The following is a 13454-nucleotide window of genomic DNA, read 5'->3' as shown; positions in this document are numbered from 1 at the left end:
CAGCGAGAGGACCATACGACCGGGGGAGCCGGATGAGCGCCGTCGTCAGGAAGCTGCGCGAGACGGTCTGCCGGCTCCACGACGAGCTGGTCCGCTACAACCTCGTCGCCTGGACCGCGGGCAACATCTCGGGGCGGGTGCCGGGCGAGGACCTGTTCGTCATCAAGCCGTCCGGGGTCTCGTACGACGACCTGGCCCCGGAGTCGATGGTGGTCTGCGACCTGGACGGCGAACCGGTCGAGGGCGAGCTGTCGCCGTCCAGCGACACCGCCGCGCACGCGTACGTCTACCGGGCGATGCCGCGGGTCGGCGGGGTGGTGCACACCCACTCCACGTACGCCTCCGCCTGGGCGGCGCGGGGCGAGGCGATCCCGTGCGTGCTGACGGCCATGGCGGACGAGTTCGGCGGGGAGATCCCGGTGGGGCCGTTCGCGCTGATCGGCGGGGACGACATCGGCAGGGGAATCGTCGCCACCCTGGAGGGACACCGCTCCCCGGCGATCCTGATGCGCAACCACGGCGTCTTCACCATCGGCGCGGACGCCCGCGCCGCGGTCAAGGCCGCGGTGATGTGCGAGGACGTCGCGCGCACCGTGCACATGGCCCGCCAGCTGGGCGACCCGCTGCCGATCCCGCGACCCGCCGTCGACAGTTTGTACGACCGCTACCAGAACGTCTACGGGCAAAGGAGTCCGCGTTGATCCTCCACGAGCGTGAGATCTGGTTCCTCACCGGAAGCCAGGGCCTGTACGGAGAGGAGACGCTGGCCCAGGTGGCCGGGCAGTCCCGGCGGATCGCCGAGCGACTCGGCGAGTCGCTGGCGTTCCGGCTGGTGTGGAAGCCGGTGCTCACCGACGCCGCGTCGATCCGCAGGGTCTGCCTGGAGGCGAACGCCTCGGACGCCTGCATCGGGGTGATCGCCTGGATGCACACCTTCTCCCCGGCCAAGATGTGGATCGCCGGGCTGGACGCGCTGCGCACGCCGCTGCTGCACCTGCACACCCAGGCCAACGTGGCGCTGCCGTGGAGCTCCATCGACATGGACTTCATGAACCTCAACCAGGCGGCCCACGGCGACCGTGAGTTCGGCTACATCCAGTCCCGGCTGGGCGTGGCGCGCAAGACCGTCGCCGGGCACGTGAGCGACCCGGCGGTGGCCGCGCGCATCGGCGCGTGGGCGCGGGCCGCGGCCGGGCGCGCGGAGGTCGGCTCGCTGCGGCTGGCCCGCTTCGGCGACAACATGCGCGACGTGGCGGTCACCGAGGGCGACAAGGTGGAGGCGCAGCTGCGCTTCGGCGTCTCGGTCAACACCTACGGCGTCAACGACCTGGTCGCCGTGGTCGACGCGGCGGCGGACTCCGAGGTGGACACCCTGGTCGCCGAGTACGAGGACACCTACAAGGTCGCCCCCGAGCTGCGGGCCGGGGGCGAGCGCCACGAGTCCCTGCGGTATGCCGCCCGCATCGAGCTGGGCCTGCGCTACTTTCTCACCGAGGGGGGCTTCGGCGCGTTCACCACCAACTTCGAGGACCTCGGGGGCCTGCGGCAGTTGCCGGGGCTGGCGGTGCAGCGGCTGATGGGCGACGGCTACGGCTTCGGCGGGGAGGGCGACTGGAAGACCTCGGTGCTGTTGCGCACCCTGAAGACGATGGCGGCCGGTCTTACCGGCGGCACCTCCTTCATGGAGGACTACACCTACCACCTGGCCCCGGGCCAGGAGGTCATCCTGGGCGCGCACATGCTGGAGGTCTGCCCGACGATCGCCGCCGGGGTGCCCTCGTGCGAGATCCACCCGCTGGGCATCGGCGGGCGAGAGGACCCCGTCCGGCTGGTCTTCGACGCCGAACCCGGACCGGCGGTGGTGATCGGTCTGTCGGACATGGGGGAGCGGTTCCGGCTGGTGGCCAACGAGATCGACGTGGTCACCCCGGCCGAGCCGCTGCCCAACCTGCCCGTCGCCCGCGCGGTGTGGCGGCCCCGCCCGAACCTGAGCACCTCCGCCGAGGCGTGGCTCACCGCCGGAGGACCGCACCACACGGTCCTTTCGTCCGCGCTGACCAGTGAGGAGCTCACCGACCTCGCCGACATGCTCGGCGTCGAGCTGCTGGTCATCGACGCCGACACCACCCCCCGCCAGTTCGCCAAGGAGATCCGCTGGAACCAGGCCTACTACCGCCTGGCCCAGGGCTTCTGACCCGACGGGCCCCGCCGATCGGCGGGGCCCTTGTGCCGCCGTGCGGAGACACGCCCCGCGACACTTGTCAACCGAACACACAAAACGCTCGACGGAACTGTAGGCGACTGCGTATTTCCAGACGCGGGGCCGTCGCGTTTGTTTTCGGATGGCGACAATGGCGGGGAACGGGAAACGGGGCGTCCGATTCAAGCGCGGCCGGCGGGGTGGGCCGTTTTCCCCGGCATTTCGTCTCCGGCCGTCGCGGCACGCTCGATCGGGAGAACGGTTGAGAGAAGCGCTTGGGCGCCCGAATTCCCGCCGACTCCGCTGTCCGGGGGCTCACACGCTGCTCAGGTAGGGGGTGGGCGTCGGTGCGGGAGTCCGGCGGCCGATCGGACTGCTTTCCTCCGCGGGAATCCCGGCCGACTCGCCGATCGATTCATTCAATGGCGAAGCGCTTATGTCAACAATGCTTCAATTGACTTAGGAGGTGATATCGAAGTCCGATTGCGGTGTTTAGGGGATTGATATTGACGGTGAATATGCGGCTATCTACCCTCATGATGTCCAGCACATTACAAGGGAGTGGCCGATGAAACGTATCCGAAACCTCGCCGCCGCCGCCGTCGCCATGACGGCACTCGTTCTCGCCCCGCTTCCCGCCTCGGCGGCCGGCACCACGATCCACCGGGACACCGCTCTGGGCGCCGCCTATTCGGGCAAGATCCGGGCCACGCTCATCGCGCCGGTGTCGGTCTCGACCACACTCGCCACCGCCACCTGCAACACGGGCGCCATCGACGGGACGGTCCAGTCGGACGGCACCGCGCTGAACGTCTCGGTCTTCAACTTCAGCAACAGTCCCGGCCCGGCGTGCCCGAACAGTGCCGGGGGCTCCTCCACCGTGTCCCCGGTAGGGCTCCCCTGGAACGGCGGCAGCGTCGTCTACAACAAGGTGACCCCCGGGCGCGACGGCATCGTGACCCTGCAGGGCATCAAGGTCTCCTCGGTGTCCACCGGCTGGTTCGGCACCATCAGCTGCGTCTACCGGGGCTCCGGCGCCGGTAACAGCATCGCCCTGGACACCTACAACCCCGACAACGCCGGCCGTCCGAACACGGCGATCGCCCAGGCCCAGGCCAAGGCCACCAACTACGCCCTCACCAAGGACAGCGGCAGCATCCTGTGCCCCGGCACGGCCAACTACACCGCCACCTTCCAGCTCATGGGGGAGACCGTCGCCGACTCCGGTGTCTTCGACCAGAAGCTGTACCTCACCACCCCCTAGGCGATCCCGAGCGATCCCGCTCCCGACACACCCTCGGTCCGCCTTCCGGTACGCACCCGGGAGGCGGGCCACCCCCGCGCGCGATCGGTTCCCCGGCAGGTCAGGGCCCGTACCGCCTGGTAGACGCAGAGCAGGGCCCAGATCTCCTGGGCCACCGTCTCGGGGGTCCGGGAGCGCAGCGCGAGCACCGCGCCGCTCCGGTCGGATCGCAGCCAGGCCAGCGCGCGGTCCATGACCCAGCGCTCCGCGTACCGCGCCACCAGCTCCGGCGCCGGGGCCCTTCCCGGGTCGAGCAGCGTGGTGATCAGCCGTTCCGTACCGGGCAGCGGGATGACCCGCAGCGGGGTGTCCGCCCAGCCGGGCGGCCTGGACAGGAACGACCCGTCGCCGAGGCGGCGCGCCACGGGGAACCCGCCCGCTCCGCCGGTCCGCCACAGCAGGTGCGTGCCGGTCCCCGCCGCCTGCCGCCACAGCTCGGCCCCTCTGGCCCCCGGGCCGGCGAGCAGCAGCACGCCGGGCTCCAGACGGCGCAGCAGCCTCGGCGCGAGCGCCTGCCGATCCGCCCCCGAACCGCCGATGGTCGCGTCGATCAGCGCGTGCGTCCCGCCGTCGACCACGGCCACCACCCGTACGCACGGCAGGCGGGCACTCTCGTCCGGGTAGCCGAACGCCGCGTTGTCGCGGGTCTCGGGGACGGTCAGCGCGGTGCCGTCCAGCGACACCGGCCGCAGTCCGGCCAGCCGCGACCCGGCGGTCCCGGGCTCCGGCAGCGGCCCGGCCACCCGGCGGAACAGCACCCGCAGCGGCTCCGCGCCGAGCCGCGCGCGGGCCCGGCTGATCGCCGACACGCTGGGCGGCTCCCAGTTCCTGGCCCAGTGCGAACGCCACGACAGGCCGTTCAGCAGCAGGCGCATGATCTCGTCGTAGTTCCGGTCCGGGAACATGCACAGGGCCAGCACGTAGTAGATCGTCAGGCGGGCGGGCAGTGCCCGCCGCCGCTGGTCGGCGCAGCCGCTGGCCAGCACGACCTCGTCGAGGAGCGGTACGGGGAAGGCGGAGGTGAGGATCCCGATCGACAGATGATCGGCCAGCCGCCCATGGACCGGCTCAGTCTTCACCCAGGTAGTCATGCCCGTGGGGATTAACTGTCAAGCCATAGGCGGTCAAATGCTTTATTTCCATACAAATGCGCTTAAATCCGCCCAAAAAATGCGCACCAGGTGAGTGCCGGGAGGGTGGCCGAGGCCGCCGGGCGGACCTGGGGGCTTTGGTGTCGCAGGAGAGCGACAGGGCTGTCCGTCAGGAGGCTCCTGTCCGGAAGGTGGGGCCGGTCACCGGTCGCGCTCGCCCTGGCTCTCGGCATGGGCCATCATGCGGGCCACGCGATCGGGGTCGGCGTCAGCGGCCTTCGTGTTCCAGAGTGCGCGGCGCCGGCGCTCTCGCCGGACTTCCAGGGTGAGGGCCTCGTCGACGTAGGCGGACGGTGAGCCGGTGCCGACCCGCCGCCTGGCGTGATCGAGCAGATCGTGATCGACGGTCACGCCGATGGTTTCCTTCGCGGCCATGGTGACACGGTAGTACCGCACTAAGATCTTTTCCGCTGGTCGAGGTGTCAGGCGGAAAGTGGTCCTGTCGCCGCTTCGGGGCGGGTCGGTCCGCCGGGCGGAGACGATTCTGCCGATACGGTACGGGGTGCCGGTCACATATGGGCGACAGTCTTGTGAAATTCAGTGAACATGACTGTTGGGCATGATCTTTATGCTGTCCTGGTGCTTCTCTGGGCATTGGCCTCGTTCGTGAACAGACATTGGTCACTTGTTCACCAAACTCAGGTCTGATAGAACAAATGCCACATGTAGGTCGGGTGGACCGTCTCCCTCGCGGCCTATCCCCTGTGGCCCCCTGGAGGACTGCCGTGCCCGGCTTCTCTCGTCCCAACGGTCCGGGATCCCCGGCGCTGTCCCGCCGCTCGGTCCTGCAGCTCGGCAGCGGGGTCGCCCTCCTCCTGGCGACCGGATGCGCCGCCGGCACCACGGGGGGCGGCGGATCCACCGCGCCCGCGGCGAGCACCGCCCCCGGCGGGGCCCCGGGCGCCTCGAAACTGCGGATCGCGGTGAGCAGCTACCTGAGCAGCTGGGACCAGGACTTCGTCGGGTTCGACCTGACCGCCCTGATGCTCTACAAGAACGTCTTCCCCTACATGGTCGACTACGGGGTCACCTCGGTCGGCGACGGCCAGATCCTCGACACCGAGGCCATCGCCCCCACCTTCGCCGAGTCCTTCGAGCCCGACGCCGACAACAAGGTCTGGACCCTCAAGCTGCGCAAGGGCGTCAAGTTCGCCAGCGGCAACGAGATGACCGCCAAGGACGTCAAGTGGTCCAAGGACCGCGCGTTCGCCGCGAAGGCCAACGTGGCCGGTGTCTACCGGCTGATCGGGCTTACCAAGGCCGACCAGATCGAGGTGGTCGACGACTACACGGTGACGTTCACCCAGGCCTTCCCCAGTGCGCTGACCCGGCAGATCCAGGCCATCTCGCTGTACGTCTTCGACTCCGAGGAGGCGAAGAAGCACGCCACCGACGCCGACCCCTGGGCCAAGGAGTGGTTCGCCAAGAACCCCCCGACCGGCGGCTACTTCAACGTGGAGAAGGCGGTCCAGGGCCAGGAGATCGTGCTCACCGCCAACGCCGGCTACCCGGGCACCGACGGCGCCAAGAGCTCCGAGATCAGGCTGAGCGTGGTGCCCGCGGCCTCCAACCAGCGCCTGCAGCTGCAGAACGGCGACATCGACGTCGCCTTCGGCATCGGCCAGCGCGACATCAAGGACCTCAAGTCCACGAAGGGCATCAAGGTCATCTCCGCGCCGAGCAACAACCAGCTCGCCATCCAGATGTCGGTGACCACCGCCCCCTTCGACGACCCCGCGGTGCGCAGGGCGCTCGCCCACGCGGTGCCGTACGAGCAGATCATCGCCAATGTCTACGGTGGCGACGCACGGGCGGCCAAGAGTGTCGTCCCGCTGGACATGCCCGGCTACTCCGAGACCGGCTACCCCTACGCCTACGACGTCGCCAAGGCCAAGGAGGCGCTGGCCGCGGCGGGCAAGACCTCGATCACCTCCGAGCTGGTCTTCCAGACCGACAGCGAGGAGCAGCAGCAGATCGCCGTGCTCGTGCAGAGCGAGGCCAGGAAGGCCGGCATCGAGCTGAAGCTCACCCCGCTCGACCCCGCCACGCTCGGCGAGCGCAGGGCGAAGAAGAACATCCCCCTGCAGATCACCCTGGGCCAGCTCTGGGTCAACGACGTGGAGTACATGCTCGGCACCAGCTTCACCAAGGGCGCCAGCCTCAACTACTCCAACTACGTCAACCCCGAGGTCGAGAAGATCTTCGAGGAGTCCCACACCGTCGTCGACGCGGCCGAGCGTGCCAAGCTCTGGCAGCGCGTGCAGGAGATCCTGGCCGAGGACGTGCCATGGGTCGTCATCTGCCAGCCCAACTTCAACCTCCCCGTCCGGGAAGAGGTGGCGGGATGGGTCCAGCCGATGGACGGCCTGGCCCGGCTGCGCTACCTGAGCACCTCCTCCTGATCCATGCGTATCCTCCGGTTCGTCCTCAGGCGGCTGTTCCAGCTCGTCCCGGTGCTCCTCGGGGTGGTCGTGCTGACCTTCCTGCTCGTCAGGGTCCTGCCGGGTGACCCGATCCGTACCATCCTCGGCCCCAACGCCACGGAGGCGGACGCCGCCGCGGCGCGGGCCAGGTTCGGGCTGGACCGGCCCCTGTGGCAGCAGTTCCTCGACTATGTCGGGGGACTGTTCACCGGTGACTTCGGCACCTCCATCCAGAGCGGTGCCCCGGTGGGCTCGGAGATGGCCCTGCGGGTGGGGCCGACCATGGAACTCGTGGTGATCGCGCTGGCCGTGGCGCTGGTGCTGGCGGTGGTGCTCGGCATCTGGTCGGCCAGGCACGCGGGCCGGTTCGGCGACCACACGGTCCGCGTCGCGGCGCTCATCGGCAACTCGGTACCGGAGTTCTGGCTCGGCCTGGTGCTGGTCCTGGTGGGCTACAGCGTGCTGGGCTGGTTCCCGGCACCCAGTGGCCGGGTGGATCCCGACACCGAGCTGAACCTGATCACCGGTGCCGACCTGCTCGACGCGGCGCTGACCGCCAACGGCCCAGCGTTCGTCTCCGCGCTGGAGCACCTCGCGCTGCCGGTGGCCACGCTCGTCATCGTCATCGTCGCGCCACTGCTGCGCAGCGTCCGGGCCTCCGCGCTCGAGGTACTGGCCTCCGAGGCGTACACGGCCGCCGCCGCGCACGGCCTGAAGGACCGGCTGCTGCTCCGCGGCTACCTGGTGCGGGCCACGCTGGTGCGGCTTCCCGCGCTGGCGGCCCTGGTGTTCGGCTTCTCCATCGGCTCGACGGTCCTCGTGGAGTACGTCTTCTCCTGGCAGGGCTTCGGGCAGTGGGCGCTGCGCGGCCTGCTCTACCGGGACTACCCGGTGGTTCAGGCGTCGGTGCTCGTGATCGCGCTGTTCTACGTGGTGGTCTTCCTCATCGCCGACGTCGTCCACGCGATCCTCGACCCGAGAGTGAGGATCTGATGGCCGAAGCGCCACGAGCCCGGGAGGCGGGCGCGGACCGTCGCTTCGCGTCGTCCCTGATCACGGTGGGCTCCGCCATCCTGGCCGTGGTCGCGGTGGCCGTCCTGTTCGCGCCGCTGCTGAGCTCCTGGGGCCCCGAGGAGATCGACCCCCTCGCCTCCCTCGCCCCGCCGGGCGGCGCGCACCTGCTGGGCACCGACCTCAACGGCATGGACGTGTGGAGCCGGGTCCTGCACGCCGCCCGGCTCGACGTCGGCATCGCCGTCGCCGCGGTCGCCCTGGCCGTGGTCGCGGGCAGCCTCGTCGGCCTGGTCGCCGGATACCGGGGAGGCTGGGCCGACGACGTGCTGATGCGGGTGCTCGACGTCTTCCAGGCGTTCCCCACCTTCATCCTGGCCCTGGCGGTGGCCGCGCTGCTCGGTGGCGGCACGGCGAACCTGATCGCGGTCATCGCCCTGGTGAACGCACCCGCCTACGCCCGGCTGGTCCGCGCCGAGGTGCGCTCCATCAGGGAGCTGCCCTTCGTGGAGGCGTCCCGCACCTCCGGCTCCTCCTTCTGGGGGGTGCTCTGGCGGCACGTACTGCCCAACAGCCTGACGCCGGTGCGGGTCATCGCCCCGCTGAACTGCGGCTGGGCCATGCTCACCCTGGCCGGGCTGTCCTTCCTGGGACTCGGCGTGCCGCTGCCCACCGCGGAGTGGGGCGCCATGATCAGCCTCGGTTCCGGTGACGTCGTCGCGGGCCGGTGGTGGACCTCGGTCCCGCCCGGCCTCTTCCTGCTGATCTGCGTCCTGGGCTTCAGCCTCCTCGGTGAGGGCCTGCAGGAACGCGCCGACTCCACAAGGAGGTGACAGACGATGACACTCCTGTCGATCGAGGACCTCTCCGTCGTGATCCGGCGGCCGGGACGCCGGGTCGCCGCGCTGAGCGGGGTGAACCTGAGCGTCGAGCCGGGCGAGGTGGTCGGCCTGGTCGGTGAGAGCGGCGGCGGCAAGAGCATGGTGGCCCGCTCGATCGTGGGCCTGCTGCCCGGCGGCTCCCGGACGACCGGACGGGTCATGTTCGACGGCGCCGACGTGCTGACGATGGACGCCGCCGAGCTGGAGGCCTTCCGCGGGCACGGCGCCGCGATCTGCTTCCAGAACCCGCGCGGCGCGCTCAGCCCCACCCGTACCGTCGGCCGCCAGCTCGTCGACCGGCTGGTCACCCACCGGTCGCTGGCCCCGGCTCCGGCCAGGGAGGTCGCCGCCGAGCTGTTCGAGTCGGTCGGCATCCGCAGCCCGAGGCGCCGCCTGGACGCCTACCCGCACGAGCTCTCCGGCGGCATGGCGCAGCGCGTCATGATCTCGCTGGCCACCGGGTGCGCGCCCGGCCTGCTGATCGCCGACGAGCCCACCACCGGGCTGGACGTCACGCTCACCAGGGAGATCCTCAACCGGTTCCGGCTCGCCGCGAACGCGGAGCGGCGCGGTGTGCTGCTGATCTCCCACGACCTGGCGTCGATCGCGGAGGTCTGCGACCGCGTCGTGGTGCTGTACGCGGGGACGGTGGTGGAGAGCGGCCCAGGCCCGCAGGTGCTCCACGAGCCCGCCCACCCCTACACGCGGGCGTTGCTGCGCTCGGTGCCCGACATCGACGGGCGCCCGGTGACCGCGACCCCCGGCGCGATGCCGCTGCTGACCGAGGCGCCGTCATCCTGCCCGTTCGCGCCGCGCTGCGCGCACGCGACGCAGCTGTGCACGGCGGACCTGCCCGTCGCCGGGCCCCTGGCCATGGACTGGAGCGCCGCCTGCTTCCACCCCCGCTCGGGCCCGCTCGACGACCCCGCCGAGCCGCCGGTCCCCGCGGAGACCCCGCCCGCGGGAACGGCCCCGTCCGCCGGTATGGCCACCTCGCCCGGTGCGAGGGAGAGCGTGCTGCGCATCGAGGACGCGCACGTCGTCTACCGCAGCCGCTTCGGCGGCGGGGGGCACCACGCCCTGCGCGGGGTCAGCCTCAGCGTCGCCGCGGGCGAGCGGCTGGGCGTCGTCGGGGAGAGCGGCTGCGGTAAGAGCACCCTGGCCAGGCTGATGCTCGGCCTGGTGCAGCCCTCGCGGGGCAGGGTCGAGGTGGCCGGTCACGCCCTGTCCGAGCTGCGCGGCGCCCGGCTGCGCCGGCTGCGTACCCGCGCCCAGCTGGTCTTCCAGGACCCGATCGGGTCGCTCAGTCCCCGGCGGACCGTGCAGGACGCGATCGGCGAGCCGCTGCGCGCCGCCGGGGTGCCCGCCGCGGAGCGCGCCTCGCGTGTCGCCCGCGCCCTGGAGCGGATGGAACTGGACCCGTCGATCCTGGAGCGGCGCCCGCATGAGCTGTCCGGCGGGCAGGCGCAGCGCGTCGGCATCGCCCGCGCGCTCGTCGGCGAACCCGACCTGATCGTCTTCGATGAGCCGACCTCGGCGCTTGACGTCACGGTACAGGCGCAGATCCTGAAGGTGATCGCCGAGGTGAGCGGCGACAGCTCGCGTGGCTCGGTCTTCATCTCCCACGACCTGGCCACCGTGCGGGGGTTCTGCGACCGCGTCGTGGTGCTCTACCTGGGACGGATCGTCGAGGAGGGGCCGGTGGAGGAGGTCTTCGGCAACCCCGGGCACCCCTACACCAGGGCGCTGCTGTCCAGTGCCCCCAGCCTCGGCGCCGGTTACGGCGGCCCGCAGGTCGAGTTGACCAAGGATCTGGAGGAGGCGGACGCCGCCGGGGGCTGCGCCCTCGCGCCGCGCTGCCCCTTCGCGACAGACGAATGCGGAGAGCAGGAGCAGGAGCTCCGCCCGTACGACGCGAGCCTGGTCGCCTGCCACCGCGCCGCCGAGATCCCCGCGCTGATCGAAAGGTGACACCCTCAATGCCCGACCCGAAGCACATCCGTCTGGCCGTCGACATCGGCGGCACCTTCGTCGACGCGATGGAGCTGAACACCCGCACTCATGAGGTGCGTTTCAGGAAGGCCTCGACCACCCCGGCCCGCCCCTGGGAGGGCGTGCTCGACGCGGTCACCGCGCTCGGTACCGACCTGTCGGAGGTGGAGCTGTTCATCCACGGCACCACCCTGGGCCTCAACGCGGTCCTGGAACGGCGCGGTGAGCCGACGGGGATCATCACCAACGACGGCTTCCGCGACATCTTCCTGATCGGCCGGGGCAACGTGCCCGCCGACCACATGTACGACTTCCAGTACGAGCGCCCCGAGAGCCTCGTGCGGCGCCGTCACACCGCGGGGGTGCGGGGACGGCTCGACCACCGGGGCCGCGTGGTCGAGGAGCTCGACGCCGAGGGCGTCAGGGAGGCGGCCCGGGTCCTGGTCGAGGAGGAGGGCGTGGTGTCGATCGCCGTCTGCTTCCTGCACTCCTTCCTCGACCCCTCCCACGAGCGCCAGGCCGCCCGGATCATCCGCGAGGCGTACCCGGACGTGACGGTCTCGCTCTCCACCGACATCGTCAGGGAGTACCGCGAGTACGAGCGGACCAGCACGACGGTCCTCGACGCCTACATCCGGCCGATCTTCGAGAGGTACGTCGACAGGCTGGAGCACGGGCTGGCCGAGCGCGGGTTCGGCGGGCAGTTCCTGATCATGAGGTCCGGCGGCGGTTCCATGACGTCCTCCGTGGCCAAGACCTCCCCGACGCACACGGTGCTGTCGGGCCCGGCGGGCGGCATCGTCGGCGCGGCGCACCTCGCCGCCGCCCTCGGCCGCCGGGACCTGCTCACCTTCGACATCGGCGGCACCTCGCTGGACGCGTGCGTGATCGAGCACGGGTCCCCGGTGGCCGCCTACGAGGCGCAGCTGGAGCACTTCCCGCTGCTGATCCCCACTTACGACATCCGCACGATAGGGGCCGGAGGGGGCTCGATCGCGTGGTTGGAGAGGGGATTGCTCAAGGTGGGTCCGCACAGTGCGGGTGCCGACCCCGGCCCGGTGTGTTACGGCCGGGGCGGCACCCGCCCCACTGTCACCGACGCGGCGGTGGTCCTCGGCTACGTGGACCCGGGCCGTTTCCTGGCCGGGACCATGGACCTGCACGCCGACGCCGCTCGCGCGGCGCTCGACGAGCAGGTGGCCCGGCCCCTGGGGCTGAGCACGGAGGCCGCCGCGGCGGGCGTCTTCGACGTGCTGCTGGCCAAGACCGTCGGCGCGGTCCGGCAGATCACCGTCGAGCGGGGGCACGACCCCCGGGGCTTCTCGCTGCTCGCGTTCGGCGGGGCCGGACCGCTGCTCGCCCCGCTGCTCGCGGCGGAGATGGGCATCGGCGAGGTCATCGTGCCGTTCGCGCCGTCCGGGTTCTCCGCCTGGGGCATGCTCAGCGCCGACATCGTCGACGACTTCTCCCGCACGGTGATGGCCACCCTGGACGACGCGGACCTCGACGAGCTGGAGACGATCTTCAAGGGCATCGAGGCCGAGGCCGTCGACTCCCTGGAGGCGCAGCGGGTCGCGGCCGGGCGCATGGTCCTTGAGCGCCAGTTCGAGCTGCGCTACCTGGGGCAGGAGCACTCGCTCATCGTCACCGCGGGCCGCGACCTCGACCGGGACGCGATCAGGCGGGCGTTCGAGGAGACCCACGTGGCGCGCTACGGCCATGCCATGGACAACCGGCTGCAGATCCTCAACCTGCGGGTGCGCGGCATCGGCCGCACCGACCGGCCGGAGTTGGTGGTGCGCCCGCCGGGCGACGGCGACGCGGGCCGGGCACTGTTCGCCCGCAGGGACGCCTACGACTTCGGCACCCGGGCCACGGCGTCGTTCGCCGTCTACGACCGCGCGCTGCTGGAGCCGGGCGACGCGTTCGACGGACCCGCCCTCGTCGACGAGGGCACCTCGACCACCGTGGTCCCCTCGGGGCAGCGGGTCGAGGTCGACGAGCACGGTTACCTGCTGGTCAGGCTTGTGGAGGTGGCATCGTGACCGAGCAACCGGGCAAGACCCTTGACGGGGCGACCGCCGAGGTGGTGCGCAGCTACCTGCTCGCCGCGGCGGAGGAGATGCGGGCCACGCTGATCCGCACGTCGTTCAACCCGGTCATCTACGAGGTCCACGACTTCGGCATGTCGATGTACGACGCCGACCTGCGGCTGATCGCCGAGGCCACCGGGCTCACCTTCTTCCTCGGCGCCAACGACTTCTCCCTGCGCAAGGGGGTGGAGTACGTGGGGCGGGAGAACCTGCGTCCGGGTGATGTGGTGCTGCTGAACTATCCGTACTGGAACGCGGCGCACGCTTATGACGCGACGTTGTTCTCGCCGGTGTTCCTGGGTTCTGAGCTGGTGGGTTTTCTGTGTGTGCGGGCTCACTGGATGGATCTGGGGGCCAAGGATCCGGGGTATGTGCTGGATTCCACGGACATGCATCAGGA

General features: G+C 70.7%; 11 protein-coding genes. 9 read left to right on the top strand and 2 right to left on the bottom strand.

What is annotated here, in order from left to right; all coding sequences use genetic code 11:
* Positions 1 to 32 precede the first annotated feature (32 nt).
* From ABT130_RS18275 to ABT130_RS18265, 3 genes are all read left to right on the top strand, one after another.
* Positions 33 to 701, top strand: coding sequence for an L-ribulose-5-phosphate 4-epimerase (locus tag ABT130_RS18275; RefSeq protein ID WP_350956756.1), 669 nt, complete (start codon positions 33 to 35; stop codon positions 699 to 701).
* Positions 698 to 2194, top strand: a complete 1497-nt coding sequence (gene araA / locus ABT130_RS18270) for an L-arabinose isomerase (protein WP_350915119.1) — start codon at positions 698 to 700, stop codon at positions 2192 to 2194. The genes ABT130_RS18275 and araA overlap by 4 nt, the downstream gene beginning before the upstream one ends.
* Before the next feature lie 574 nt (positions 2195 to 2768).
* Entirely contained in the window at positions 2769 to 3464 is a 696-nt protein-coding gene (locus ABT130_RS18265; protein ID WP_350956754.1) for a hypothetical protein, read from the top strand.
* On the opposite strand, the gene ABT130_RS18260 is transcribed toward ABT130_RS18265, so the two are convergent.
* Both ABT130_RS18260 and ABT130_RS18255 read right to left on the bottom strand, forming a co-directional pair.
* Positions 3461 to 4582 (bottom strand): transposase domain-containing protein, encoded by a 1122-nt coding sequence (locus ABT130_RS18260; RefSeq protein ID WP_350956752.1) that lies wholly within the window; start codon positions 4580 to 4582, stop codon positions 3461 to 3463. The two genes, ABT130_RS18265 and ABT130_RS18260, sit on opposite strands and share 4 nt — an antisense overlap.
* Before the next feature lie 213 nt (positions 4583 to 4795).
* Complete coding sequence (locus ABT130_RS18255) at positions 4796 to 5029, bottom strand: type II toxin-antitoxin system CcdA family antitoxin (protein WP_350956750.1); 234 nt, start codon at positions 5027 to 5029, stop codon at positions 4796 to 4798.
* Positions 5030 to 5379: 350 nt separating this feature from the next.
* On the opposite strand from ABT130_RS18255, the gene ABT130_RS18250 reads away from it, so the two are divergent.
* From ABT130_RS18250 to ABT130_RS18225, 6 genes are all read left to right on the top strand, one after another.
* Complete coding sequence (locus ABT130_RS18250; protein WP_350956748.1) at positions 5380 to 7056, top strand: ABC transporter substrate-binding protein; 1677 nt, start codon at positions 5380 to 5382, stop codon at positions 7054 to 7056.
* A gap of 3 nt (positions 7057 to 7059) precedes the next feature.
* Positions 7060 to 8070: an ABC transporter permease gene (locus ABT130_RS18245; protein WP_350915110.1), complete on the top strand. Its 1011-nt coding sequence runs from the start codon at positions 7060 to 7062 to the stop codon at positions 8068 to 8070.
* On the top strand, positions 8070 to 8921 hold the full coding sequence (locus ABT130_RS18240) for an ABC transporter permease (protein WP_350956746.1): 852 nt from the start codon (positions 8070 to 8072) through the stop codon (positions 8919 to 8921). Before ABT130_RS18245 ends, ABT130_RS18240 begins: the two co-directional genes overlap by 1 nt.
* A 6-nt stretch (positions 8922 to 8927) precedes the next feature.
* Positions 8928 to 10940 carry a dipeptide ABC transporter ATP-binding protein gene (locus ABT130_RS18235; protein WP_350956744.1) on the top strand — a complete coding sequence of 671 codons (2013 nt, stop codon included), beginning with the start codon at positions 8928 to 8930 and terminating at the stop codon, positions 10938 to 10940.
* An 8-nt stretch (positions 10941 to 10948) separates the two neighbouring features.
* Positions 10949 to 13006, top strand: a complete 2058-nt coding sequence (locus ABT130_RS18230) for a hydantoinase/oxoprolinase family protein (RefSeq protein ID WP_350956742.1) — start codon at positions 10949 to 10951, stop codon at positions 13004 to 13006.
* Positions 13003 to 13454: hydantoinase B/oxoprolinase family protein (locus ABT130_RS18225; protein ID WP_350956740.1), on the top strand; the 452-nt coding region annotated here is incomplete at its 3' end. The genes ABT130_RS18230 and ABT130_RS18225, both read left to right, overlap by 4 nt.

The organism is Streptosporangium sp. NPDC001681, from assembly GCF_040298085.1.
In the GTDB taxonomy this organism is placed as follows: domain Bacteria; phylum Actinomycetota; class Actinomycetes; order Streptosporangiales; family Streptosporangiaceae; genus Streptosporangium.
This window is presented reverse-complemented; position numbering and strand designations above follow the sequence as displayed.